General features: G+C 65.4%; 22 protein-coding genes. 17 read left to right on the forward strand and 5 right to left on the reverse strand.

Features of this window, described 5'->3' with window-relative positions; all coding sequences use genetic code 11:
- The first annotated feature begins 79 nt into the window (after positions 1–79).
- Positions 80–2593, forward strand: coding sequence for a ribonuclease R (gene rnr / locus ACTHJ1_RS09435; RefSeq protein WP_440191125.1), 2514 nt, complete (start codon positions 80–82; stop codon positions 2591–2593).
- A gap of 56 nt (positions 2594–2649) precedes the next feature.
- Here rnr and ACTHJ1_RS09440 read toward each other — a convergent pair whose 3' ends face one another.
- From ACTHJ1_RS09440 to ACTHJ1_RS09455, 4 genes are read right to left on the reverse strand one after another with little or no spacing between them, the layout of a single operon-like run.
- Positions 2650–3411, reverse strand: coding sequence for a GntR family transcriptional regulator (locus ACTHJ1_RS09440; protein ID WP_440191128.1), 762 nt, complete (start codon positions 3409–3411; stop codon positions 2650–2652).
- On the reverse strand, positions 3408–4442 hold the full coding sequence (locus ACTHJ1_RS09445) for a carbon-nitrogen hydrolase family protein (RefSeq protein WP_440191131.1): 1035 nt from the start codon (positions 4440–4442) through the stop codon (positions 3408–3410). Before ACTHJ1_RS09445 ends, ACTHJ1_RS09440 begins: the two co-directional genes overlap by 4 nt.
- A gap of 48 nt (positions 4443–4490) precedes the next feature.
- Positions 4491–5402, reverse strand: a complete 912-nt coding sequence (locus tag ACTHJ1_RS09450; protein ID WP_440191134.1) for a fumarylacetoacetate hydrolase family protein — start codon at positions 5400–5402, stop codon at positions 4491–4493.
- Between the two features lie 15 nt (positions 5403–5417).
- Positions 5418–6539 carry a cupin domain-containing protein gene (locus ACTHJ1_RS09455; RefSeq protein WP_440191137.1) on the reverse strand — a complete coding sequence of 374 codons (1122 nt, stop codon included), beginning with the start codon at positions 6537–6539 and terminating at the stop codon, positions 5418–5420.
- Positions 6540–6674: 135 nt separating this feature from the next.
- Here ACTHJ1_RS09455 and pabB point away from each other — a divergent pair, with 135 nt between their 5' ends.
- The 14 genes from pabB to trmD all read left to right on the forward strand — a co-directional run bounded on the left by pabB (position 6675) and on the right by trmD (position 22375).
- Complete coding sequence (pabB, locus tag ACTHJ1_RS09460; RefSeq protein WP_440191140.1) at positions 6675–8543, forward strand: aminodeoxychorismate synthase component I; 1869 nt, start codon at positions 6675–6677, stop codon at positions 8541–8543.
- A gap of 88 nt (positions 8544–8631) precedes the next feature.
- Complete coding sequence (locus ACTHJ1_RS09465; RefSeq protein WP_440191143.1) at positions 8632–9555, forward strand: TcpQ domain-containing protein; 924 nt, start codon at positions 8632–8634, stop codon at positions 9553–9555.
- Positions 9552–11147: a hypothetical protein gene (locus tag ACTHJ1_RS09470; protein WP_440191146.1), complete on the forward strand. Its 1596-nt coding sequence runs from the start codon at positions 9552–9554 to the stop codon at positions 11145–11147. Before ACTHJ1_RS09465 ends, ACTHJ1_RS09470 begins: the two co-directional genes overlap by 4 nt.
- 8 nt (positions 11148–11155) lie before the next feature.
- Positions 11156–12421 (forward strand): hypothetical protein, encoded by a 1266-nt coding sequence (locus ACTHJ1_RS09475; protein ID WP_440191149.1) that lies wholly within the window; start codon positions 11156–11158, stop codon positions 12419–12421.
- Positions 12384–12974, forward strand: a complete 591-nt coding sequence (locus tag ACTHJ1_RS09480; RefSeq protein WP_440191152.1) for a hypothetical protein — start codon at positions 12384–12386, stop codon at positions 12972–12974. The genes ACTHJ1_RS09475 and ACTHJ1_RS09480 overlap by 38 nt, the downstream gene beginning before the upstream one ends.
- The gene (locus ACTHJ1_RS09485; RefSeq protein ID WP_440191155.1) at positions 12967–14721 is read left to right on the forward strand and encodes a GspE/PulE family protein; all 1755 of its coding nucleotides are present in this window, start codon (positions 12967–12969) and stop codon (positions 14719–14721) included. Before ACTHJ1_RS09480 ends, ACTHJ1_RS09485 begins: the two co-directional genes overlap by 8 nt.
- A 20-nt stretch (positions 14722–14741) precedes the next feature.
- The gene (locus tag ACTHJ1_RS09490; protein WP_440191158.1) at positions 14742–15869 is read left to right on the forward strand and encodes a hypothetical protein; all 1128 of its coding nucleotides are present in this window, start codon (positions 14742–14744) and stop codon (positions 15867–15869) included.
- A 48-nt stretch (positions 15870–15917) separates the two neighbouring features.
- On the forward strand, positions 15918–16529 hold the full coding sequence (locus ACTHJ1_RS09495) for a type 4 pilus major pilin (RefSeq protein ID WP_440191161.1): 612 nt from the start codon (positions 15918–15920) through the stop codon (positions 16527–16529).
- Positions 16530–16547: 18 nt separating this feature from the next.
- Complete coding sequence (pilV, locus tag ACTHJ1_RS09500) at positions 16548–17579, forward strand: shufflon system plasmid conjugative transfer pilus tip adhesin PilV (protein ID WP_440191164.1); 1032 nt, start codon at positions 16548–16550, stop codon at positions 17577–17579.
- Positions 17580–17637: 58 nt separating this feature from the next.
- The gene (alaS, locus tag ACTHJ1_RS09505; protein ID WP_440191167.1) at positions 17638–20256 is read left to right on the forward strand and encodes an alanine--tRNA ligase; all 2619 of its coding nucleotides are present in this window, start codon (positions 17638–17640) and stop codon (positions 20254–20256) included.
- The gene (locus ACTHJ1_RS09510) at positions 20243–20512 is read left to right on the forward strand and encodes a sulfurtransferase TusA family protein (protein ID WP_440191170.1); all 270 of its coding nucleotides are present in this window, start codon (positions 20243–20245) and stop codon (positions 20510–20512) included. The genes alaS and ACTHJ1_RS09510 overlap by 14 nt, the downstream gene beginning before the upstream one ends.
- Before the next feature lie 160 nt (positions 20513–20672).
- Positions 20673–20927 carry a 30S ribosomal protein S16 gene (gene rpsP, locus ACTHJ1_RS09515; protein WP_440191173.1) on the forward strand — a complete coding sequence of 85 codons (255 nt, stop codon included), beginning with the start codon at positions 20673–20675 and terminating at the stop codon, positions 20925–20927.
- Positions 20920–21555, forward strand: a complete 636-nt coding sequence (gene rimM / locus ACTHJ1_RS09520; RefSeq protein ID WP_440191370.1) for a ribosome maturation factor RimM — start codon at positions 20920–20922, stop codon at positions 21553–21555. Before rpsP ends, rimM begins: the two co-directional genes overlap by 8 nt.
- A gap of 46 nt (positions 21556–21601) precedes the next feature.
- Complete coding sequence (gene trmD / locus ACTHJ1_RS09525; protein ID WP_440191176.1) at positions 21602–22375, forward strand: tRNA (guanosine(37)-N1)-methyltransferase TrmD; 774 nt, start codon at positions 21602–21604, stop codon at positions 22373–22375.
- A gap of 21 nt (positions 22376–22396) precedes the next feature.
- Here the strand turns inward: trmD and ACTHJ1_RS09530 are convergent, their stop codons facing one another.
- Complete coding sequence (locus tag ACTHJ1_RS09530; RefSeq protein WP_440191179.1) at positions 22397–22651, reverse strand: hypothetical protein; 255 nt, start codon at positions 22649–22651, stop codon at positions 22397–22399.
- A 116-nt stretch (positions 22652–22767) separates the two neighbouring features.
- On the opposite strand from ACTHJ1_RS09530, the gene ACTHJ1_RS09535 reads away from it, so the two are divergent.
- Together ACTHJ1_RS09535 and ACTHJ1_RS09540 are read left to right on the forward strand one after the other, a co-directional pair.
- Complete coding sequence (locus ACTHJ1_RS09535; RefSeq protein WP_440191182.1) at positions 22768–23388, forward strand: helix-turn-helix domain-containing protein; 621 nt, start codon at positions 22768–22770, stop codon at positions 23386–23388.
- 46 nt (positions 23389–23434) lie between these two features.
- The gene (locus tag ACTHJ1_RS09540) at positions 23435–24190 is read left to right on the forward strand and encodes an ABC transporter substrate-binding protein (protein WP_440191185.1); all 756 of its coding nucleotides are present in this window, start codon (positions 23435–23437) and stop codon (positions 24188–24190) included.
- Positions 24191–24196: the final 6 nt, after the last annotated feature.

Here is a 24196-nt window from a genome sequence, read left to right on the forward strand (position 1 = left end):
ACACAAACCATCCCTTCTTTTGGGTGGTCTAAGAAATCCGCCTGAGGGTCAGCACACCCAGCCCGACGGCACGGACGACATGGACGACGAGGCGACGCCGCAGGCGCGTCCCGAGCAGCGGGGCACCCCATCGAAAGCCGCTGCGCCCCGTGCCGGCAAGGCATCCGGACCCAAGGTCGTACCGCAGACGCCGCCCGAATTCGATCCCGATGTGCCTTCGCGCGAAGCGATCCTGACCGCGCTGCGTTCGGCCACCGCGCCCTTGTCCCCCGACGAGCTCGCGCAGCGCATGAACGTGGAGCGCGACGCCACGCGCGTGGGCTTCGACCGCCGGCTCTCGGCCATGGAGCGCGACGGCCAGCTCATGCCCAACCGCAAGGGCCTGCTGCTGCTGGCTAACAAGCTCGATTTCGTGGCGGGTAAGGTGCAAGGGCACCGCGACGGCTTCGGTTTCCTGCTGCGCGACGATGGCGGGCCGGACATTTTTCTCGCCCCGCGCGAGATGCTCAAGGTGCTGCATGGCGACCGCGTGCTGGTCAAGCCCGGCGGCGACTACCGCGGCAAGCCGGAAGGCGCCATCGTCGAAGTCATCGAGCGGCGCACCAACAAGCTGGTGGGCCGCTTCCTGCACGAGCACGGCCTGTCGATCGTGGTGCCGGAAGATCAGCGCATCAAGCACGACATTCTCATCCCCCCCGGCGACACCAACGGTGCGCAGCACGGCCAGGTGGTGTCGGTGCAGATCATCGAACAGCCCACGCGCCATACCCAGCCACTGGGTCGCGTATGCGAAGTGCTGGGCGAGATCGACGATCCCGGCATGGAGATCGAGATCGCGGTGCGCAAATTCGACGTGCCGGTCGATTTTTCCGACGCCGCGCAAAAGCAGGCGTCACGCCTGCCCGACGTGGTACGCAAGACCGACCTCAAGGGCAGGGTCGACCTGCGCGACGTGCCGCTCATCACCATAGACGGCGAAGACGCGCGCGACTTCGACGATGCGGTGTACTGCGAACCGGTGGACCTGGGCTCGGGCCAACGCAAGCGGCCGGGCTGGCGCCTGCTGGTGGCCATCGCCGACGTCAGTCATTACGTCGAACCGGGTAACCCGCTGGACGACGATGCGCTCGAGCGCGGCACCAGCGTGTACTTTCCGCGCCGGGTCATTCCCATGCTGCCCGAGTCGCTGTCCAACGGCTTGTGCTCGCTGAACCCGCACGTCGATCGGCTGGTGCTGGTGTGCGACATGATCATCCCGGCCACGGGTGCCAAGGCCGGCACGGTCACGGCCTACCAGTTCTACAACGCGGTCATGTATTCGCATGCGCGCACGACCTACACCAATGTGTGGGCGGCGTTGCAGCAGCCCGGCGGTCCGTCCGCCAATGCGCTGCAGGGCGTGCTGCCGCAGATCCGCAATCTGAACGAGCTGTATCTGCTGTTGGCCGAATCGCGCAAGAAGCGCGGCGCCATCGATTTCGAGACGGTCGAGACCAAGATCGTCTGCAACCAGCTCGGCCGCATCGAGCAGATCGTGGGCCTGGTGCGCAACGACGCGCACAAGCTCATCGAAGAGTGCATGCTGGCGGCCAATACCTGCGCTGCCGACTTCATGGCGCGAAGCAAGCATCCGGGCCTGTTCCGCATACACGAAGGCCCCACGCCGGAGCGCCTGCAATCCTTGCGCGAGTTCCTGCGCACCATGGGGCTGTCCATGGGCGGAGGCGACGAACCCACCGCGGCCGACTACGGCAAGTTCATCGACTCGGTGCGCGGCCGACCCGACTTTCCGCTGCTGCAGACCATGTGCCTGCGTTCCATGCAGCAAGCCATCTACAGCCCGGACAACGTCGGCCACTTCGGCCTGGCGTATCCGGGCTACGCGCATTTCACTTCGCCTATCCGGCGCTATCCCGATCTGCTGACTCACCGCGTCATCAAGGCCCTGCTCGATGGCCAGCGCTATGTGCCGCAACTCGAGGGCCAGTCCGTCATCAAGGGCGAGTCGCAGCGCGAACAAGAGCACGCGGTCTGGGAGAAGCTGGGCCTCATTCTCTCGGCCACCGAGCGTCGGGCCGACGAGGCGTCGCGCGACGTCGAGGCCTGGCTCAAGTGCTGGTTCGTCAAGGAACGCGTGGGCGAAGATTTCAGCGGCACCGTCACGGGCGTGGCGAGCTTCGGCATCTTCGTCACGCTCGACACGCTGCATGTCGAGGGCCTGGTCCACGTGTCCGAGCTAGGCGGCGAGTACTTCCAGTTCAACGATGCCCTGCACGAGCTGCGCGGCGAGCGCACCGGCATGCGTTACCGCCTGACCGACAAGGTGCAGGTGCAGGTGTCGCGCGTGGACCTTGAAGCGCGCCGCATCGAGTTCCGCCTGGTCAAGGGCACCAGCTTCGAAACCCTGCGCAAAGAGGCGACGCGCCGCCCCGACGAACCGCGCAAGGTCAAGCGAGCCGCAGCGCCCAAGCCTGCGGCCTTGAAAGGCCAGACCGCCAAGCAGCGCCGGGCCGAAGCCAAGAAGGCCGGCAAGCCTGTGCAGCCGGTCAAGAATCCGACCCGGGCGGGGAAGAAGCCGGCGCGGTCGCGCTGATCGTCGCAATGAAAAGGCCGGCATCGTGAAAGATGCCGGCCTTTTCATTGCGGCAGTTATTCGTCGTCGAAAGAGGCGATGCCCTCGATGAGCTCGACCGTCTTGCGATAGTGTTCGGACAGCAAGGCCACCGCGCGTTCGGCGTCGCGCGCCAGGGCGGCGTCCATCAGGGCCTGGTGCTCCCTGCCCACGTCGCGGTCCATGCCGTCCAGGCCGGGGCGCAGGCGCAGCGTCGGGCGGCGGTAGCGTTCGGTATGGGTGTACATCTGCAGCGACAGCTCCATCAGCCAGCGCGAACCGCAAGCGCTGATGAGTGCGCGGTGGAATGCCAGATGGCGCCGTTCAAGCAACTCGCTGCCGCGATCGCCCGTCTCATCCTCGGGCGGGTCCTGGCGCCGCCTGGCCGCCAGAGTCAGGGCGTGAAACGCCGTGACTAGGGCGGTTTCCCAGGCGTCGTCGCCGTTCTTGAGCGAACGTCGCATGGCATCGCAATCGATGAGAATGCGGGTCTCGACGGCGTCCCGCATTTCCTTGCGCGAAAACGCGGCCGCGCGAAAACCGCGCGAGGTGGTCGACACCACCATTCGCTCGCTTTGAAGGCGGTTGAGCGCCTCGCGGATGGGCGAAAAACTGCTGCCGTAGCGCTGTTTGAGAAACTCCAGTCGCAGCGACTGGCCTGGCGCGATCTCGCCCGCGATGAGGTCGCGCCGCAACAGCCGGTAGACGCGCTCGGCGAAGGTGATGTCCTCGACCTCGACGTCGGACGCCTCGTGAAGCGGCTCGGCATCTTGCCGAACGACCTTCAATCGCGGTTTCAAGCCTGCTCCTCCTTTCTTGGGTTGGACGGGGCAGGCAGTGTATCGAACTCGTCTTCGGTCGCGGGTTCGTCGTCCAGGAACCGGGCCGGGCTCAGCGTGCGCCGGTTGACCCGCAATTCGAAGACGTCGAAGCGGTTGTAGTGCCCGGTAATGTCGTGCATCTGGCGCGGCTGGATGCAGCGGCTCAGGTCGATATCGGCGTAGACGATGCCTTCGCGGTCGATGATAGGCTCGCCGATCACCCGGCCGTCCGGTCCGATGACGCCCGAGAACGCGCTGTTTGGACGGCGCAGCATGTCGCGGGACTGCGGGTGCGTGGCGCTCATGGCTTGCACGATCTCGTCGGATATCGTGGAGCACGACACGATGGTGTAGACCTTGCCTTCGAAAGAATGGGCCGCCGAGCGCACGCGTATGGCCTCGGTCATGTCGTAGTCGGCCGGCGCCACAGGTAGCGAGATATAGGCGGCCACGTGTACGAGTTCGCCCTGCGCCAACAGCGAAAATCGCGCCAGGGTATTGGTGTTCTCGCCGCAGGCCAGGGCGCCGAGCGGGCCGATGGCCGTGTCGTGCACGCGCAGCGAGGAGCCGTCGCCGTTGGCCCAGGTGAGCTTCTCGGCCCAGGTGGGCACCAGCTTGCGGTGCCGGCCCAGCAGGCGGCCGTCGGGGCCGAGGGTCACCAGGGTGTTGTAGAGCGTGCCGATGCCCACGCGGGAACGCTCGTTCACGCCCACCACCACATGCACTTGGTGGGCCCGCGCGGCGGCGGCGATGCGCTGGATCTCCGGGCCCGGAATTTCGATGGCGCTGCGGCACAGCTTTTCGAACCAGGGGCTGCCTTCGACGGGATTCATGATCCAGTTCCAGTAGGGGTAGCCCGCCACGAAGACTTCGGGGAACGCGATGAGCGTCGCGCCGTTGGACGCGGCCTCTTCGATCAGCGCGCACACTTTGTCGACGGTGGCATCGGTGTCCAGAAAGACGGGAGCGGCCTGCACCGCAGCCGCCTTGAAACGGGGGAGGTTCAACATCGTCGGGCTCCTCGCAAAAAAACGGTCTGGGTTGCTGGGCAATCGCAGTCAGACCGCGACGACCGGGTGGCGCAGATCGCCTATCTTTTCCACCGTGGCCACCACCACGTCGCCCGGCCAGAGCCATTCTTGCGGCGTGCGGCCCGCGCCCACGCCCTCCGGCGTGCCGGTGGCGATGATGTCGCCCGCTTCCAGGGTCATGGCGGCGCTGATGTCGGCGATCAGATGCGGCACCTTGAACAACATGTGGCGTGTGTTGGAGCTTTGCTTGGTGACGCCGTTGACGGTCAAGGACAGGTCGAGCACGTGCGGATCGGGGATCTCGTCCGCGGTGACAATGCACGGGCCGAAGGGGCCGTAGGTGTCCTGGCCCTTGGAGTAGATCCATTGGCCGGCGCGGCGGCAGTCGCGCGCGCTGACGTCGATCATCACGCTGTAGCCGAACACGTAGTTCAGCGCGTCGGCTTCGGCGATGCGGTGCGCGCGCCGGCCCATGACCACGGCGAGCTCGACTTCCCAGTCGAGCTGCTGGGTGATCTCTTTGTTGTGCTCGATGGCCTCGCCCGGCCCGATCACGCAGGTCGGCGGCTTGGAGAAGATCACCGGCTTGGTGGGCAGGTCTTTGGCGGTATCCAGCGTGCGATTCGACTCGGCCACGTGCTCGACGTAGTTCAGGCCGATGCCGAAGATGTTCTTGCGCGGGCGCGGGATCGGCGCCAGCAGGCGGGCGTTCTCGAACGGAATCGCCGTGCCCACGGGCCACTTGCCTTCATAGGCCTTGAGCAATTGTGTCGCGGCGGACACCGCATCAGGGCCGAGGTCGATGAAGGCCAGCATGTCCTCGGGCAGCGGTACGCCGGCCACGGAACCCAGGCGGGCCAGGTCCACCACCCGGTCGCCCGTCACGGCGCCCAGGCGGGCTTGTCCGGTGGGCGTAGTACGGTAAGTCACGAGACGCATTTTTTCTCCTAAATCCTAGTCGATGATCGGTTGATGGCCGCCGTTGTCCGCCAGCGCTTCCTCGCGATAGAGCTTGAGCGCCTGCATGACCGGCAAGTCGTGAAAACAGAACAGGCAGGCATCGTCGCCGGCCGAGCCGTTGACGTGTTCATGGAAGGCCCACGACGGCACGCAGAAAATGTCGCGTTCGCGCCATTCGTAGCGCTTGCCGTTGATGATGGAATGGCCGCTGCCCTTGGCCACCTGGTAGAGAAAGCTGCCCACCTGGCGATGCGCCTTGGTGTGCTCGCCCGGGCGCAGCAGCTGCATGCTGGCGCCTATCGTGGGCATGACCGAGCCGCCGGTGGCCGGGTTGACGTAGTCCATGAGCACGCCGTCGTAGGGGCTGCCGTCGGTGGCCTTGGCGTAGCGCTGCAGCGCGTCGTAGGTGGGCGTCCATTCGTATTTGAGCAGCGGCGAATAGGGCTTGGACCAGGCGCCGGTGCTTGGGCGCAGCGCCGCGTTGCCCCATTCGCGGGTGGAGTCGTTCACCGGAAACGTCACGGCCTGCTGCAGCTCGGGGTGCACCTGGTAGAAGCCGGCTTCCAGCGCGTTGATCAGGGGGATGTCCAGGCCGTCCTGCCAGATGCAGGGCGAGCCGTCCGCGCTGACGCCGTGCTCGTGCCACGTGCCGTTGGGCGTGAGCACGAAGTCGTTGGCGCCCAGCGTCATCTTGTGGCCGTCGACCACGGTATAGGCGCCGCGGCCTTCCATGATGAAGCGCAGCGCCGAAGCGGAATGCCGATGGGCCGATGCGGCCTCGCCGGGGTTCATGACCTGCAGGCCCGAGTAGAGCCAGCCGACGGCGGCGGCGACCTCGCGCCTGCCCGGGTTGTTCAGGTAAATGACGCGGCGGCCCGCCTGCTCCGGTGTGACCAGGTCGATCGAGCGCAGCACGTGCTCGCGCAGATCTTGGTATCGCCAGACGACCGGCACCGACTCGGACTTGGGCTGCCAGGGCTCGATCTTGTTGGCTACCGTCCAGAGCGCCGCGGTCTCGAAGCGCTCCAGTTCCTTGTAATAGGCCACCAGCTCCGGGGTATCGCCCACGTTGGCGCGCCCAATGATCTCTTCTCGATAGGCATCGTGCCGGGTCATGGCAGGTTCTCCCGTGGCTAAGCAAGTTTTATAAAATATGAATATTTTTCGAAATATTAGGCGGGTAGACCATCGAGAACAAGCCACGGTGAGCAAGGGTTTACCCTGGTCGAATGCCTTATTGCAAAATACGGCATGACCCACATGGTGAACGCCCCCTTCGCGCTGCTCGACGATGCCTCGTCGACCGGCGCGGTGCCGACCAGCCGCCTCTACACAGCGTTCGCGAAAGCGCTGCGTTGCAGCGATCCCGAAACCCTCGATGATGTCTGGAGACAGGCCGAAGACGCGATGCGCGCGGGCCTGCACTGCGTCTTCATGGCCGATTACGAGTGGGGCGCCAAGCTGCTGCGCGCCGGGCACGGCAAGCTTGCGGCCGACGACGTCAGCGCGCTGCGTATCCTGCTTTTCCGCAAAATGGAGCGCCTATCGTGCAACGAGGTCTCGGCATGGCTGGCTGCGACGGAGGGGCGGACCGACCCGGCACCCGCGGGCGTTTTGCGTCTGCGGCCTTCCGTCGATCGCGCCGCCTTTGACCGCTCGATCGACCGCGTGCGCGAACTGATACGGGCCGGAGAGACTTACCAGGTCAATTACACCTATCGGCTGAACGGCGATGTGCTGGGCTCGCCTCTGGCCTTATATCGCCGCCTGCGCACGCACCAGCCCGTGCCTTTCGGCGCACTGATGGCGCTGCCTGCGGATGACGCCGGCGCTGGTGATCGTTGGGTGCTCTCGTGCTCGCCGGAACTCTTCCTTGCGCATTGCGACGGCGGCCTTGGCGCGCGTCCGATGAAGGGAACCGCCGGCCGCGAAGCCGACGCCGCGCTCGACGCACAAGCGGCCGCCTGGCTGGCGCAGGACGAGAAGAACCGCGCCGAAAACCTCATGATCGTCGATCTGCTGCGCAACGACCTGGGCATGGTCTCGGTCACGGGCTCGGTCAAGGTGCCCAAGCTCTTCGCGGTGGAGACCTACCGCACAGTGCATCAGATGACGTCGGTGATCGAATCCGAAATCGATCCGCAGATCCCGTTTCCGGACATCCTGCGCGCGCTGTTTCCCTGCGGCTCCATCACGGGCGCGCCCAAGCATCGGACCATGCAGTTGATCGCGCAGCTGGAGACCACGCCGCGCGGGATCTATACCGGCGCGATCGGCTGGATGGATGCGCCCAAGGCGGGACGCCGCTGCGGCGACTTCGGCCTGTCGGTGGCCATACGCACGCTGGCGATCGGCCCGTCGCGCAAGGGCCTGCGCTCGGCGGAACTGGGCGTGGGCGGCGGCATCGTGATCGACTCGTCTTCGCAGTCCGAATATGAAGAGACCCGCTTGAAAGCGCAGTTCGTCGAAAGCATGGACCCGGGCTTCACCTTGTTCGAGACCTTACGGGTTCGGCCGGGATGCAGGCCTCTGCGGCTCGACGCACATCTGGCGCGTTTGCGCGAGAGCGCCGCAGCGCTGGGGTTTCGCTGCGACAAGTCGGATATCCGACGGCAGGTGATCGAGCATGTGCTAAGCCTGGCGCTCGACGGCACGTATCGCGTTCGCGTGGACTTGGCGCACGACGGTGCTTGCCGCGTGGCGTCGTCGCCGACGCAATCGTTCAAACGCGGCGGCAGCGTCGGGCTTGTGCTGGCTCGGACGCCTGTGCCAGGCGAAGAAATCGCGCTGTTGCATCACAAGACTTCTCTGCGCAGCCATTACGATGCCGCCATACACGAAGCCGACGCCCTGGGCGCTTTCGATACCGTGTTCTTCAACCAGCGGGGAGACATGACTGAAGGGGCCAGAAGCAATGTCTTCATCAAGTGCGGCGGCCGCTGGCACACACCATCGCTCGCAAGCGGTTTGCTGCCGGGCGTGATGCGTGCCCGGCTCCTGCGCCGGTTGGGCGCGGTCGAACGCGCGCTGTCGCGCAGCGATCTGCTGGCGGCAGATGAGCTACTCGTATGCAGTTCGCTGCGTGGTGTGTCGCGCGCCTATCTCATGCCGGCGCCTTGATCGTGTCTTCGGGCGGAGCGCTCGTTCGAGTGACCAAACCATCCATGCGCAGATGTACGTCTAGTCGCTGATCGCCGCGCAGCCGATCATGCCCCTTGATGTCATTTCGATCGAGGTTTGCATGGTGCGCATCATGAGTCTGCTATGCCTGGCCTTGCTGGCCGGCTGCGCTTTGCCGGGCGGCGCGGCGTTCGAGCAGAGCGGGGCGGGGCAATACGATTTCAACTGGCGCCTGTCCGGCGATCCGGCAGTCGGACCGCTGCAGGTGTTCGGCACGGGCCGGCAGATATGGCTGCAGTTCGCGGCCGGGCAGCAGGTGCCCGCGATTTTCGCCAGTACGCCGCAAGGCGACGTCCCTTTGGCGTATCGCCGCCAGGATCCTTACGTGATCATCGAAGGGACTTGGCAGTCTCTGGTGTTGCGCGGCGGCCGCTATACGGCGCGTGCTGCGCGGCAGAATGGGGCCGCAGTCGCGGCGACGCAAGCGCCGCAGGCCTCGGTAGAGGCGCCGAAAGCGCAGCATGATGCGTCGTCAGCGCAATCCGGCGCCGAGAAAAGCACGCAAGACAGATCGCCATCCAGGCCGATCCTGGGTAGGCATGCGCCGCTGACCGAAATAGCCCTGGCGCCGCCTTCCCGCGTCCCGCCTTCCCCTTCGCCGCAAGCCGCGTTCACACAAGCTCCCACGCCTAAGTCCCCTCATGCTCCCATGCCGACGGCATTGCGCGCCGGACCGCCCGACTCGACGCTGCGCGGCGTGCTGTCGCGCTGGGCGGCTTCATCGGGCTGGACCTTCGAGCCGCAACACTGGGCGGTCGACGTCGATATTCCCCTGGCCGGGACCGCCCAATTTCCAGGTGATTTCAAGGAGGCGGTCCGGGCGCTCCTTGCGGCTACCGAACTATCCGAACGTCCGGTGCAGCCTTGCTTCTATGCCAACCAGGTCCTGCGCGTCGTGGCCTACACGCAAATGTGCGACCGATCGAGCGTCCCGGCCGGAGCCTCGTCATGAGCCGCCGCGTCGTTTTCGCTCTGCTGAGCATTGCAGGCGTACTCAATGGCTGTGCGCTACCGCAGAAGATAGCGGCCTTGCAGGCCAAGGCCGGTGATGCCCAGCAGAGACTCGACACCCAGCAGCGTCGCTTCAAGCAGGGACTGGTCGATGTCGAGGCGCGCAAGTCCGCACAGGAGGTGGCCAGACCTTGGCTGGCCGGGCCGGCGCAGCCTTTGGCGCGAGAGGTGCTGCTGCCGCCTGCTTTGCGGGCCAATGTCGACATTACGCTGCTTTTCGCCGGGCGCATGGACCTTCCCGGCATTGCCGAGCGCTTGTATCGGGCCACGGGTATCGCGGTTCGGGTTCATCCCGATGCCTTGCTGCCGTACGAGATGTTCCTGCCCCGATTGGCAGAGAAGGCCCCATTGGTTGTTTCCGGTGCCACGCGCGTCGAGGTGCAGAGCGGTCCACGCCCCTTGGCCGACACGCTCGACGCGTTGGCCGCGCAGCTCTACCTGCATTGGCGCTATCGCCAGGGCGCCATCGAATTCTATCGAACGCAGACCCGCGTTTTCGACGTGCGCGCCATGACGCTGGCCAGCCGGGTCGATGCCCGCCTGGGGCGCACGGCCAATCCGCAGAGCGGAGGTTTCGAGAGCAGCTCCAGCACTGCGTTCAGTTCGGGCGAGCAACAAGCCCTGCAGGCCGTGCGTCATCGGCTCGAGCCGTTTTTGACGCGGTCGGGCGTGATCGCCGAGGTAGATAAGGGCGGGACGGCGCTGGTGGTCACCGACACGCCCGACGTGCTGGATCGAATCGCCGAATTCATCGAGCGCGAGAATCGCGTCCTGACGCGCCGGGTGCGATTGGTGTTCGAAGAGATCACCCTGGCGGCCAAAGACACCTCCGAAGCCGGCCTGGACTGGTCGGCCGTCTATGCGAGTCTGCGCAGCGCGGTCGAAGGCGGCATGTCGTCGGGCGCGGGTGCGATCGCGGCTGCCGGGGGCGTACAGGCCGGCGTCGCTTCAGGTCCGTTCCAGGGTTCGCGCGCCATCGTTTCCGCATTGAGCGAGCGCGGCGCAGTGCTGCGGCACGCCAGCATTCCGTTGCTCACGCTCAACCGCCGCCCCGTTACTCATGCCGTACGCTCGACGTTCACGTACATCGACCAAGTACAGAGCGTAGCTGTAGCGTCGGCTTCCAGCGGCGTGACGGCCGCTTTGCCGTCGGTTTCCATTTCGCAGAAGCAGGAGACCGTAGGCACTTTGCTGACGCTGATCCCCGATGCGCAGGACGACGGCAGCATTCTGCTGTCGGTGTCATACGACAACACGGTGGCGCAGCCGCTCAAATCGATTTCTTTCGGCGAGAAAGACAACCAATTGCAGGTGCAGCAGCTCAATGTGGACGGCAGCGGCGTGGTGCAGCAGGTCGAGTTGCGTCCCGGCGTGCCGGTCATATTGTCCGGCTTCGACCGCCGCGATGACGAATTCGAACGCCGTCGCCTAGCACCGGATGCGCCCTTGCTGACGGGAGGACTGGACAAGGGAGGCAAGGAGCGCCTGACGACGGTGGTGCTCATCACTGCCCAGGTCGAGGACGGCCTATGAGGGGCGCCGTGAAGCAAGCGCCCGATCAGACGTGCATTCTGCGGCGCGAAGAATCGGGACCGACGCTGGTATTCGGTCTGACCTGGTTTGCTCTGGTGGGCAGTCACGTGGCCGCCATGGCGCGCGCTCGCGCGCGCCAGCTCAAGGCCACGCATTATGTGGCGGGTGGGCTGCGCGCGGCGGCAGGAGGATGCATCCGTCTTGGGCGAGGCATGCCGCGGGGCGATTTACACGCCGCAGCCCAGGCCTACGCTCAATTGCATGCAGAAGGATCCGTCTGCAGCGTGCTGGCCCTGCCGGACGGTCGGCACTGGCTGGTCGCCGCTCAGGACGGCGCGGTCATGTCGCGCGGCGATCATCTCTATCCCAGCCGAGAGGCCGCCGAGCAGGCCTTGCGTGCGTTGCAGACGCAGCGACCGGCGCTGCGTCTGATCGAAGACGGCACCCTGCTCGATCTCATCTTGCGATCGCTCGACGCGGGGTCGCGGCTTCTTCCCATGAACACGCGCTGGGGCAGTCTGCCCTGGCCCGTGCGCGCCAGCGTCCTGGGTGCTGCGTTGTTCCTGCTTGCGCCCCAAGCCTGGGAGCGCTGGCGCATCTTTCGCGCGTCGGTGCCTTCTGCCTCGGATCCGACCGCTGCGCGGCAGGCAGCCATCGACGCCTGGCGCGACAGCGTGCGCATTCATACGCCCGCAGATCTGAAGCGCCTCACGGAATCGATGCATCGCATTCCACTTGCCTTGCGCGGTTGGAGCTTGCAGCGCATCAGCTGCGTACCGCAGGGTCAGGATTGGCAGTGCGCCGCGCACTATGCGCGCGCGCAATCCCAGGCAACCTTCGAGGCCTTCGCGGCCGCGGCACCCCAAGGCTTGAACCCGGGATTCGAAGCCTTGGATCACAGCGTCCTGCGGTGGCGGTTGCAGGGTGCGAGCACGACGTTGGCCAAAGTGACGCTGCCCAGGCGCGCGCCGCAGGCATTTCTGGGCAATCTTCAGCGCATCTATCCCGCTTTTTCGGAGGTCAGGCTGGGTTTGCCGGTGGAGCCCGCTGTAACGGCGAATCGAACCGTGCCCAATGCGGGGAACCTGCCTGGCTTGCGCACGCGCGCGCTGTCGGTGTCCGGACCCTTGCGTTCGTTTGGCGTGCTGGCTTTGCACAGCACGGTGGCCTCCTGGTCTTCCTTCACGCTGCGTATCGACGCAGGTCGCCCGTCCGCGCTTGCCGCAAGCGTGCTGCTTGCCCAACTACAAGGGACTGTTTATGAATTGCATTGAGTTGCGCCGGGACGCGCGGTGGATCTGCCTTGCCGCGTTTCTTTTGGCGAATTGGCCGGGGCCGGCGCATGCAGCCGAAAAAAGAGCCGAGCGGACGGTTGCAAAGGCCGAGTCGTCCAACCTCGAGCCCGCGGAGACGCCCTGGCCGGAGTCCGACACCGTGCTGGACTTGCTGAGAGCCGATGCGCAAGCGGCGGCGGGAAAGCGGTTGGAGCGGGCCCAAGACTGGCTCGCCGTTCCGCGGGGCCTCGCGCCGCCTCCCGCATCGTCCGATACCGTGCCGGCTGTCCGAACCGCGCCTTCCGGCGACGCGCACGATCGTCTGGATGTTGTGGCGATCTATGGCGTGGGACAGTCGCTGTACGCCGACATTGCGGTCAATGGAGAACTGTGGCGCTACCGCCAAGGCCGGCGCTGGCCGCAAGGCATCGATGACGCAACCGGCGAGCCGCGCTATAGCCTGGTGCGCATCGAGCAGCCGTGCGTGCGCCTGAGCTGGCGGGAAACGCAGCGTACCGCTTGCCTGCACAGAGCGGAGGCAAGCCATGACTGAACCGCGTGTCGCCGAATCGGTCGATGGACGCCTGCATGGAACCGTGCGACCGGTCGCGCCGGCGTGGCCCGTGCTGGAATCGCCCGACGATCTCGCCGCGTTGACGCCGCGCTTTGCGCGCTCGCTGGGTGCCGATTTCGATCTGGCGGCACTATCAGGTCGCGTCTGCCCGGTTCTGTTCGAGGACGGCCGTGCCGCCCTGTTCGCGCTGGCAGACTACGTGGATGGCGATCAGGCCGACGAACTCGGGCGCATGCTGCTGCGGCGCGGGTTGCGCATGGCGCAGCCGCATCGATATATCGTCGCGCCTTCGTTGTTGCTCACGGTAGCGCGCGGCCAGTTCCGCGGGGCGTCCACCGATCGCGCAGGCGTGCCGGCATCGCCTGCGCGGCGTTCCGCGCTGGCTTCGATGTTTGCCGAGTTCGTGCGTTGGGGGGTGCGCGCAGGGGCGAGCGATCTGCATGTCAATGTAAACGAGCGAGGCGGGGCCTCGCAGGTGCGCTACACCATCAACGGCGCCTATGTGGCGCCAGAGTGCTTCGAAGGTATCGCAGCCTCGACGCTGCACGAGGTGCTGGCCGTGGCATGGATGGACGTGCGCGGCGGCAACGGCGCCGTGTTCGATCCGCGCATCGAGCAGCAAGGGCGCATCGCCATGCAAGTGGACGGCGCGGCGTTTACGTTGCGCTGGGCTTCGCTGGCGGCCGATGCGGGGCCATCTGTCTGCTTGCGTCTGCTGCGGCTGGACACGCCGGACGGCGGCTCCACGCTCTCGCAGCTGGGGTATCTGCCGTCCCAGGAGCGCGCGCTGGAGGCCGCGCGCGAACGCGAAGGCGGCGCCATCGTCATTGCCGGCATCGTCGGGTCGGGCAAGTCTACGACGCTGGCCACCTTGATGCGCGGGATCGATCCGGCGCGCAAGGTCATCACGCTCGAAGACCCGGTCGAATACCTGATCGGCAATGCCTTGCAAAATACCGTGGGCCGTTCGTTGAGCGCCGAGCCGCAACATCCCTTCGACGCCAAGCTGCGGACCATCAAACGCTCGGCCATGAACGACCTGCTGATCGGCGAAGTGCGCGATCACGAGACCGGCCGTGCCTTCATGGATCTGGCCGGCAGCGGCGCCAGCGTCTACACGACGACCCATACCGGATCGGCGCTGATGATCCCCGAACGCCTGGCCTCGGATTTCATCGGCATATCGCGGGATTTTCTCGCCACCCCAGGCGTGCTCAAGCTGCTGGTCTATCAGACGCTTCTGCCGCGTCTGTGCCCGGCTTGCGCACTGCCTATCGATGCCCTGTGGCGAGATGCCTGCTCGCGCAGAGAACCCCTGCGCGAAGCGATCCCGGCGTGGCGCGCCTGGGCCGACGAATTCGGTCGCGTTTTCGGCGCGGAGCCGCGCCGGTTGCGTGTGCGCAATCCGGCAGGTTGTCCGGCATGCAATCGCCCGGGCTTAGAGCGCATGGCGTTGTCGGGGTGTGCCGGCCGTACGGTAGTAGCCGAAATGTTCGAGCCTGCCGACGATGCAATTTTGCTCGACTGCATACGCCGCCGCGACAACCCGTCCCTGATGCGTCATCTTGCCGGCCTGCCGCGCACGCCGGCGGACGATTCCGACATGACAGGCAAGGCCGTCAGCCTTTGCGCGGTCTACAAGGCTTTGCAAGGCGAGATAGACGCCCGCGCGTTGGCCCGTCAGTTCGGTCTGTGCGGTTGGGCGCGCAGGCGAGTGCCGTCATGAGGTCGTCGATCGGCGCAGGGATGACGGCATCGATTGCGATCTGGTCGCGCTGGATGCTGCGCAATCAGGCTCGACGGGATGCCTGGCAGTTCAGGGCCGCTCGCGCGGATTACTACGCTTATCTGGCCGAAATGCTGGGCGCCTTGCAGGGGCGCAAGACCCTGCTCGATCACTTCGAGGACGACGCTTTGCGCTACGGTCCCTCGTCGGTGCGCGGCCGTCTCTCGAAACATTGGGCGCGACGCTATCAGGAAACCGGCGGCGACCTGGCCGCGGCCTGGACGGGGGTGCTGCCTGACGACGAATGTCTGCTTGTCGCCGCGGGACAGCAAGCGGGCGGCGAGGCGCTCATCGAGGTATTGCGGGATCTGGCTCATGTAACGCGTCTGATGCGCGGCCTGCGAGCCGAGTTGATCGCCACGACGGCTGCTGGCCTGGTTGCCGCGTGCGTGGCCTGCGCGCTGCTTTGCGCCATACCGCTTTATACAGTGCCGCGTCTGCAGCAGGTATTCCAAAGCTTGCCGGAGGACTACCTCGGGCCGGTGACGCGCAGACTCTACTCCCTGGCCCAGGGTGTGCGACGCACCTTCGCTGCATGGGCTTTCGGCCTGCCGGCCGGCGCGGCGCTGGGCTTATGGAGTCTGCCCAATCTGACAGGGCGATTGCGCGCACGCCTGGATCGCCTTCTGGTCTGGCGGCTGTACCGCGATTTCCATGCGATCCGCTTTCTGGCCATGCTCGGGGTGTTGCTGCACAGGCGCGGCAATATCGATACCCGATTGCGCGAGGCGCTTTCCAGCCTGGCCTGGAACGCGCGCCCGTGGCTGGCCTCGCACGTCGCATCGATGCTGGCGCGCATCGATGCTGGCATTGTCGGCGTCGATAGCCTGGATACGGGCATGCTGGACCGCGAGCTCTGGTGGTTTCTGGCCGACATGAGCGCTGCGCACGGCCTGGTCGACGGCCTGCAGCAGACCCGCTTGCGTGTCGAGTCATATGCTTGTGCGCGGTTGCGCCGACAGGCGCAGGTCTTGCGATGGCTGTGTTTGCTGGGTTCGGCAGGCGCCGTGATCGGGTTGACCTTGTGGCACTACGCGGCCATAGACGAGCTCAGGCGCGCCTTGATGCAGTTCCATGCCGTCGGCTAGATCGCGCGCGCGGCCCATCCTTTTATCGCAGTTCGTCAGGAGCTCTCCATGCCCATCGCCATTTCCCGCCAGGTTTCGCGCCAATGCGGCTTTTCCTTGATCGAAGTGTCTATCGTGGCGGCCATCATTCTGCTGGCCGCCATTATCGGCATTCCGGCCATAGGCAACTACGTAATCGAGAACAAAGTGCCCGAGGTGGGTCGTGAGCTGCAGCGTTTCGTAGCGCGCACCAAGACCAATGCGCAAGGGGCGGGAACCACGCCTTATGCCGAGGTCGATACCGGCACGCTGGCCAATGCCGTGCGCGATTCCAGCGTGCTGTCGGTCAGCGGCACCGGGGCTGCCGCCCTGGTGGCGCATGGACTGGGTGGAGCGGGAACCTCCGGCAACGGCGTGATCACTGTCGAACCGGTGTCCTTTGCGTCGGGCGGCGCCGGATCGGGGTTTGCCGTCACACTCAACCGAGTCAGCCATGCCGCCTGTCCCAGTCTGGCCTCGGTCATGCAGCGTTCGGCCGAAATCATCGCCGTGCAGGGGCAGAGCGGTTCGGTGCTGGTCAAGGACAGCACGGCCACGCCGCCCCTGACTTACGTGGCGGCGCGCGCGGAGGCGCAGTGTGCGCAGGGCGACAGCAATACCTTTGTCTTCACGGTGCGCTGAAGCATGCGCGCCGTGGCGATGTCTGGCCGTCGATACGCACGGCAATCCGCGCGGCAGCGCGGTTTCGCCCTGCTCGAACTGTCCGTTGCCCTGCTGATCGGAACTTTGATGCTGATATGGGGGGCGGCGGCCCTGATGCGTCAGGCCGATGACGCGACGGCCCGTGCGACGGGAGCATGGATGCAGGAGATACGCAACGCCGCCTATCGCATGCTGGAGCGCCATTTCGATGTCTTGTCCGAGGGCAGACCGCCCGTCGGGCCGGACGGCGGACCGATATATGCCGATGTGCACGCACCGACGCTGGCCGAGTTCAAAGCCCAAGGTCTGCTGCCTCAGGGTTTTCCGGAGTTGTCCCCGATGGGCGGAACGGCCCAGGTGCGCCTGGCCGCGCCGTCGGCCTGCCCGGGCGAAGCCTGCCGGGTCGATGCGCTGATTTACGCATCTACGCCCTTGTCCGATAGGCAAGGCAGGCCCGACCTGATGCGCATGGCGGTGTTTGCCGAGGCTGCCGGGGGCTATGGCGGTCATGCGACGGCGGGGAATGCAAGCCGGCTGCGCGGCAGGACATTCGACTTTCCCAATCCCTATGCTTCGGAAAGCGACCCCTTGCCGGCAGGCACGCCCGTCTTGTGGGCCGGCATGGATATGGCCACGGCCGCTCAGTACGTGCGGCGCTTCGACGAGCGCGATCCGCAACTCAAGGCGGGGCTGACTGTAGCGGGATCGGTGACGGGCAAACGCCTGCAGGCCAACGAATATTTGCAGATAGCGGGCCAGGCCGCTCCGGGCGGCGCCTGCAGCCCTAACGGCCTTGTGGGGCGCACACCCGAAGGGCTATTGCTTTCTTGCCAGTCGGGGGTATGGACCGGCTTCGGAGGATCGACGACTTTTTATACCGTTCCGACATTCGGCGGAGGATGCGTTTCTCCCAATGCGGCCACGGGTTCCTGCTCGTGCCCGCCCAGAACCAGGTATGTGAGCCTGTCGGGACAGGCTTCGTCCAACGGTTATTCATTCGACCGGACTGTTTACGCCTGCATTCCTTGACAGGAATGCACGCTGTTAGAATGAAAGATTCGCTTAAATTCTCTTTCCTTCGTCGACGATGAAAGTCTCCGAGATTCGCCAGAAATTCCTGCAATTCTTCCAGTCCAAGGGCCACACCGTCGTGCCGTCCTCCTCGCTGGTGCCGGGCAACGACCCCACGCTGCTCTTCACCAACTCGGGCATGGTCCAGTTCAAGGACGTCTTCACCGGCAAGGAATCGCGCAGCTACTCGCGCGCCACCACGGCGCAGCGCAGCGTGCGCGCCGGCGGCAAGCACAACGACCTGGAAAACGTCGGCTACACCGCGCGCCACCACACTTTCTTCGAGATGCTGGGCAATTTCAGCTTCGGCGACTACTTCAAGAAAGATGCCATCCACTATGCTTGGGAGCTGCTGACCGAGGTCTACAAGCTGCCCAAGGACAAGCTGTGGGTCACCGTCTATCAAGAAGACGACGAGGCCTACGACATCTGGGCCAAGGAAATCGGCGTGCCCGCCGAGCGCATCATCCGCATCGGCGACAACAAGGGCGCGCGTTATGCGTCCGACAATTTCTGGCAGATGGCTGATACCGGCCCCTGCGGCCCCTGTTCGGAAATCTTCTTCGACCATGGCCCGGAAATCTGGGGCGGCCCCCCGGGGTCGCCCGAAGAAGACGGCGACCGCTACATCGAGATCTGGAACCTGGTGTTCATGCAGTTCGAGCGTGATGCGGCCGGCAACATGCCGCGCTTGCCCAAGCCCTGCGTCGATACCGGCATGGGCCTGGAGCGCATCGCCGCCGTGCTGCAGCACGTGCACTCCAACTACGAGATCGATCTCTTCCAGAGCCTGATCCAGGCCGCCGCGCGCGAAACCCAAACCGCGGATCTGACCGAGAACTCGCTCAAGGTCATCGCCGACCACATCCGCGCCTGCTCGTTCCTGGTGGTAGACGGCGTCATTCCCAGCAATGAAGGCCGCGGCTACGTCCTGCGCCGCATCATCCGCCGCGCGCTGCGCCACGGCTACAAGCTGGGCCAGACCAAGCCTTTCTTCCATCGCCTGGTGGCAGATCTGGTCAAGGAGATGGGCGCGGCCTATCCCGAACTGGCCCAGGCTGCCTCCCGCGTGGCCCAGGTGCTCAAGCAAGAAGAAGAGCGCTTCGGCGAAACGCTGGAAAACGGCATGAAGATCCTCGACGTGGCCCTGGCGGGCATGGCCAAGGGCGGCCAGCTCGACGGCAACACGCTCTTCACGCTGTACGACACCTACGGCTTCCCGGTCGACCTCACGGCCGACATCTGCCGCGAGCGTGAAGTCGAGGTCGACATGGCGGGCTTCGAAGCCGCCATGGAAAACCAGCGCAAGCAAGCCCGCGCCGCCGGCAAGTTCAAGATGGCCGAAGGCCTGTCCTATGAAGGCTCGCAGACGCGCTTCGAGGGCTACGACCATCTGGAGCTCTCCGGCGTCAAGGTCACGGCGCTGTACGTGGACGGTACGCAGGTCGATGCGGTCGCGGCCGGCCAAAACGCGGTGGTGGTGCTCGATGCCACGCCGTTCTACGCCGAATCCGGCGGCCAGGTGGGCGACACGGGCCTGCTGGAAGGCGGCAATGTGCGCTTCGCCGTTGCCGATACGCTCAAGATCCAGGCCGGCGTGTTCGGCCATCACGGCACGCTCGAATCGGGCGCGCTCAAGGTCGGCGACACCCTGCTGGCCAAGGTCGACGCCGTGCGCCGCGCGCGCACCGTGCGCAACCATTCGGCCACTCACCTCATGCACAAGGCGCTGCGCCAGGTGCTGGGCGCCCATGTGCAGCAGCGCGGTTCGCTGGTCGATCCCGACAAGACCCGCTTCGACTTCGCGCACGACGCGCCCATGACGGCCGAACAGATCGCCCGGGTCGAGGAAATCGTCAACGCCGAAGTCCTGGCCAACCAGGCCACCCAGGCCCGTGTCATGGCCTTCGACGATGCGGTGCAGGAAGGCGCCATGGCGCTCTTCGGCGAAAAATACGGCGACACCGTGCGTGTGCTCGACATCGGTTTTTCGCGCGAACTGTGCGGCGGCACGCATGTGCAGCGCACCGGCGACATCGGTCTCTTCAAGATCCTGTCCGAATCGGGCGTGGCCGCCGGCGTGCGCCGCGTCGAAGCCATCACGGGCGACAACGCCCTGCACTGGGCTCAGGGGCAGAACGCGCTGCTGGCCAAGGTTGCGGGCCAGCTGCGCACCCCCGTCCCCGAACTGTCCGAGCGCATCACGCAGGTACAGGACCAGATCAAGGCCCTGGAAAAAGACCTGGAGCAGGCCCGCGGCAAGCTGGCAGCCAGCGCCGGCAACGACCTGGCCGGCAATGCCGCCGACGTCAAGGGCGTCAAGCTTGTGGCTGCCAGCCTGGGCGAAGTCGATCCCAAGGCCCTGCGCGGCATGATCGACAGTCTTAAAGACAAGCTCAAGTCCGCCGTGGTGGTGCTGGCCGCGGGCGGCGAGGGCAAGATCAGTCTGGCCGCCGGCGTCACCAACGACCTCACCGGCAAGATCAAGGCCGGCGACCTGCTGGGCTTCGTGGCCGGCCAGGTGGGCGGCAAGGGCGGCGGCCGCCCCGACATGGCCATGGGCGGCGGCACTGACGCGCGTGCCCTGCCGGCAGCCATCGCCAGCGTGCAGAAGTGGGTCGATGAGCGCCTCTGATCTCTCCGATGCCACCCAGACCGGCCTGCCGGTCTGGCAGCACGAGGTGGACGCCACCGGTCTGAACTGCCCGCTGCCCATCCTGCGCGCCAAGAAAACTCTGGCCCAGATGATCAGCGGCGAAGTACTCTGTGTGATCACGACCGATCCCAGCGCCGTGCGGGATTTCCAGGCCTTTTGCCGGCAGACCGGAAACGAACTGCTGGCCCAGCAGCAGCAAGAGGGCAGTACCCGCCACTTCCTGAAGCGGCGGTAAAGGCAGCACAAGCCGGGTGTGTTGTAAGCCCGACGCATGAGGCCGTTGCGAGCCGTGGACCCCGGAGCAATCTGAAGGTTTTAAAGTGCCACATTGCAGAGCAGCATCAAAAACTGCTAGAATCTTGGGTTTCCCAAACTAATTCATAGGATTACCTACCATGGTGGTCATTCGTCTGGCTCGGGGCGGCTCCAAGAAGCGCCCGTTCTACAACCTGGTTGCTACCGATTCGCGTAACCGCCGCGACGGCCGTTTCATCGAACGCGTGGGTTTCTACAACCCCGTGGGCAACGAAGGTTCTGAAAACCTGCGCATCTCCCTGGATCGCGTTCAATACTGGACCGGCAACGGTGCCCAGCTGTCGCCCTCCGTGGAACGCCTGGTCAAGGAATACTCGGCCAAGATCGCTGCCTGATCCGGGCACAATGAGTTCCGCACCGACCGACCTGGTCGAGCTGGGCCGCATTACTGGGGCCTACGGCATCAAGGGCTGGGTCAAGGTGCAGCCGCACTCGGCGCAGGCCGACGTGCTGCGTTCGGCCAAGGCGTGGTGGCTGGTACGCCCCGCGGCGCCGCTACTGAACGACAGGGGCAGCAAGACCGCCGCTCCCGCGCCGATCGCCTATCCTGTCGTACAAGCGCGTGCCCAGGGCGCCGCGGTCGTGGCGCAATTGCAGGGTGTGGCTGATCGCAATCAGGCCGAGGCCATGCGCGGTTATGTCATCATGGCTTCGCGCAGCGCCTTTCCCGCTGCAGCCGAAGGCGAGTACTACTGGGTCGACCTGATAGGCTGCGACGTCTACACCTCCGAACAGGGTGCCGAGCCCCAACTGCTGGGCCCGGTGGTCGAGGTGTTGGACAACGGAGCGCACGCCATCTTGCGCGTACAGCGCAAGGCAGCCGATGTTTCCGGCGTCTTGCAGCTCGTGCCCGACGCCAAGGGGCGCCCGCAGGAATTGTTGATACCCTTCGTTCAGGCCCATATCCAGGCCGTCGATCTGGCCGCGCGCCGCATCGACAGCGACTGGCCCGCCGATTACTGAGGTCGCGTCGGCCGCCGGCCGGCTTCCAGAACCGAGGTCCGCGATCATGCGCTTTGACGCCGTCACCCTGTTTCCCGATATGTTCGGTCTGGTCCGCGACCAGGGTGTGACCGGCCGCGCGCATGCGCAGGGCATCTGGTCGCTCAAGGCCTGGAATCCGCGCGATTTCACGCACGATGCGCATCGTACCGTGGACGACCGGCCTTATGGCGGCGGCCCGGGTATGGTGATGCTGGCCGCGCCGCTCGAGGCCGCGGTCGATGCCGCTCAGGCCGAGCGCGACGCGCAAGGGCTGCGCGAAGCGCCCGTCGTGCTGCTCGCGCCTACGGGCCGGCGTTATGGCCAGCGCGAAGCGCAGGAGCTGGCCTCGACAAGGCAGGGCGCCATTTTCATCTGCGGCCGCTACGAAGGCGTGGACCAGCGTTTCATCGATCGGCGCGTCACGCAGGAGTGGTCGCTGGGCGACTTCGTGTTGTCAGGCGGCGAAATTGCGGCGCTAGCCATGATCGACGCCGCAGTGCGCCTTTTGCCCGGCGTGCTCAACGACGACGATTCCGCCTTGCAGGACTCGTTCAATCCCGCGCTGGACGGCCTGCTCGACAGCCCGCATTACACACGCCCCGAAGTCTACGAGGGCGTGCCCGTTCCCGAGCCGCTGCTCAGCGGTCACCATGCTCGCATCGCCCGCTGGCGGCGCGAGCAGTCTCTCTCGCTCACCGCCGAGCGCCGCCCCGATTTGATCGAGCAGGCGCGCGCAGCAGGTCGGCTCGCACGCGAAGACGAGCGCTTTCTGGCATCGCTGCCCAAGCGCTCCTCCTGAAGTCTGCGAGATATCGCGGTTTCATCGGCCGTTCGCGGCGTCTATGGCGTCGTTCAGAAACCAGGGCAGATTCAAGGGCTCATCGGCATAGCGGGTGCCGACGGCAATCCGCGGTCCCTGCGACGCCGAGCTCGCGGATTTGACGCCTTCGGCTAGGAGCGGGCCGAAAGTGCCGGACGCCACGGGCCGGCTGGCCGGCAGGCTCGCATGAGGGGACGTGGATGCGCAGCCGGCGAGGCATGCGGCAAAAAGTGCGGCAAAACACAGGGACTTCATAGCGGCGGGTTCCAGCAAGGTTTCTTGTCTATTTTAGGGAATTCCCCAGCTTGTTGCCGCACTGTGCACGAACCTAGGATTGAAAATTCCATATTTATGAAATTTTCATTGTGCCGATGGCGAGCGCCGCACCCATACATGCCAAAAGCCTGGTCGATCTCTGGCTGGGAGAGCAGCTGCGCCATCTGCGCAAGCAGCGCCGCCGTTCGCTGGCCGACGTGGCGGGGGCTTGCGGCATCTCACTGGGCCTGCTGAGCCAGGTCGAACGCGGCCTGAGTTCGCCCTCGATCAAAGTGCTGCAATCCCTGGCGCGCGAATACGGCGTGCCGGCCGAGCATCTGCTGCGCGACGCTGTCCCCGGCAACGACGACATCGACGGGCATGTGCGCCGCGCCGGCGGCCACCGCCGCGTCGACAACCCCGAACGCGGGGTCTACAAAGAGATGCTCAGCCCGCCTGCTTCCCGTCGCCTGGACTTGTGCCGCGCCGTACTCGCACCCGGCGGCTCCAGCGGCGACGAGCTGTTCGTGACCGATACCGACGAACAGGTCGGCGTGGTCCTGCGCGGCGAGCTCGAGCTGTGGCTCGAGCAACGCGTGGTGTTGCTCAAGGCGGGTGACAGTTTCTGTTATGCGGGCAATGAGCGGCGCCGCTGGCGCAATCCTGGCACGACGGAAACCGAAGTGATCTGGGGCATCGGCCGTTCGATGCCCGGCGCAGGCACGCCCCGGCCTTGATCGGGGCAGTTTTTTGCATTTTCAATCAACCAGCAAAGGGGTAGACATGAAGCTCAAGTTCCTGACGATCGCGGCCGTGATGACTGCTGCCGCCCTGACCAGCGGCAGCGCTTACGCGGAGAAAGTGTTCAAGGTGGGCTCCACGCCCACGGGCAGCCCGTTCACCTTTCTGGATGCCAAGACCAACACCATCCAGGGCGTGATGGTCGACATCATCGACGCCATCGGCAAGGACGATGGTTTTGCGGTCAAGATCGAGCCCATGCAGTTTTCGGCGCTGATCTCGTCGCTGACGACCAAGCGCATCGACATTATCTCTGCCGCCATGTTCGCCACCGACGAGCGCAAGAAGGTGATCAGCTTTTCCGAGCCCGTCTATTCCTATGGCGAAGGCCTGGTGGTACCCAAGACGGACGACAAGCCCTACGTGAGCTTTGCCGATATGAAAGGTATGACGGTGGGCGTGCAAGTAGGCACGGCTTTCGTCAAACCGCTGCAGGACAGCGGCATGTTCAAGGAGATCAAGCTCTACGACACCACGGCCGATCTCATGGCGGACATCAACGCGGGCCGCATCCAGGCGGGTTTCCTGGATTTTCCCATTGCCGCTTATGCGATCGGGCAGGGCAAGTTTCCCAAGCTGAAGCTGGACCGGTCTTACAAACCCGTCGTTGTCAATGGCGTGGCCATCGCGACGCGTAAAGACGACACGGCGCTGCTGGCCGAGATCAACAAGTCGCTCGCCAAGCTCCAGGCTAACGGCACCATTCCCGCCATTCTCAAGAAGTGGGGCCTGGATTAAGTCCGG

Origin of the sequence: Bordetella sp. (genome assembly GCF_051960075.1) — a bacterium.
Taxonomy (GTDB): domain Bacteria; phylum Pseudomonadota; class Gammaproteobacteria; order Burkholderiales; family Burkholderiaceae_B; genus Bordetella.

What these genes read in the sequence shown, in the direction of transcription:
- rpsP (WP_440191173.1), top strand. Translation starts at nt 20,673, where the DNA reads ATGGTGGTCATTCGTCTGGCTCGGGGCGGCTCCAAGAAGCGCCCGTTC.
- ACTHJ1_RS09455 (WP_440191137.1), bottom strand. Translation starts at nt 6,539, where the DNA reads ATGACCCGGCACGATGCCTATCGAGAAGAGATCATTGGGCGCGCCAAC.
- alaS (WP_440191167.1), top strand. Translation starts at nt 17,638, where the DNA reads ATGAAAGTCTCCGAGATTCGCCAGAAATTCCTGCAATTCTTCCAGTCC.
- ACTHJ1_RS09490 (WP_440191158.1), top strand. Translation starts at nt 14,742, where the DNA reads ATGACGGCATCGATTGCGATCTGGTCGCGCTGGATGCTGCGCAATCAG.
- trmD (WP_440191176.1), top strand. Translation starts at nt 21,602, where the DNA reads ATGCGCTTTGACGCCGTCACCCTGTTTCCCGATATGTTCGGTCTGGTC.
- ACTHJ1_RS09485 (WP_440191155.1), top strand. Translation starts at nt 12,967, where the DNA reads ATGACTGAACCGCGTGTCGCCGAATCGGTCGATGGACGCCTGCATGGA.
- ACTHJ1_RS09540 (WP_440191185.1), top strand. Translation starts at nt 23,435, where the DNA reads ATGAAGCTCAAGTTCCTGACGATCGCGGCCGTGATGACTGCTGCCGCC.
- ACTHJ1_RS09445 (WP_440191131.1), bottom strand. Translation starts at nt 4,442, where the DNA reads ATGTTGAACCTCCCCCGTTTCAAGGCGGCTGCGGTGCAGGCCGCTCCC.
- ACTHJ1_RS09465 (WP_440191143.1), top strand. Translation starts at nt 8,632, where the DNA reads ATGCCCCTTGATGTCATTTCGATCGAGGTTTGCATGGTGCGCATCATG.
- ACTHJ1_RS09530 (WP_440191179.1), bottom strand. Translation starts at nt 22,651, where the DNA reads ATGAAGTCCCTGTGTTTTGCCGCACTTTTTGCCGCATGCCTCGCCGGC.
- ACTHJ1_RS09450 (WP_440191134.1), bottom strand. Translation starts at nt 5,402, where the DNA reads ATGCGTCTCGTGACTTACCGTACTACGCCCACCGGACAAGCCCGCCTG.
- rnr (WP_440191125.1), top strand. Translation starts at nt 80, where the DNA reads ATGGACGACGAGGCGACGCCGCAGGCGCGTCCCGAGCAGCGGGGCACC.
- ACTHJ1_RS09470 (WP_440191146.1), top strand. Translation starts at nt 9,552, where the DNA reads ATGAGCCGCCGCGTCGTTTTCGCTCTGCTGAGCATTGCAGGCGTACTC.
- pabB (WP_440191140.1), top strand. Translation starts at nt 6,675, where the DNA reads ATGACCCACATGGTGAACGCCCCCTTCGCGCTGCTCGACGATGCCTCG.
- ACTHJ1_RS09510 (WP_440191170.1), top strand. Translation starts at nt 20,243, where the DNA reads ATGAGCGCCTCTGATCTCTCCGATGCCACCCAGACCGGCCTGCCGGTC.
- pilV (WP_440191164.1), top strand. Translation starts at nt 16,548, where the DNA reads ATGTCTGGCCGTCGATACGCACGGCAATCCGCGCGGCAGCGCGGTTTC.
- ACTHJ1_RS09535 (WP_440191182.1), top strand. Translation starts at nt 22,768, where the DNA reads ATGGCGAGCGCCGCACCCATACATGCCAAAAGCCTGGTCGATCTCTGG.
- ACTHJ1_RS09495 (WP_440191161.1), top strand. Translation starts at nt 15,918, where the DNA reads ATGCCCATCGCCATTTCCCGCCAGGTTTCGCGCCAATGCGGCTTTTCC.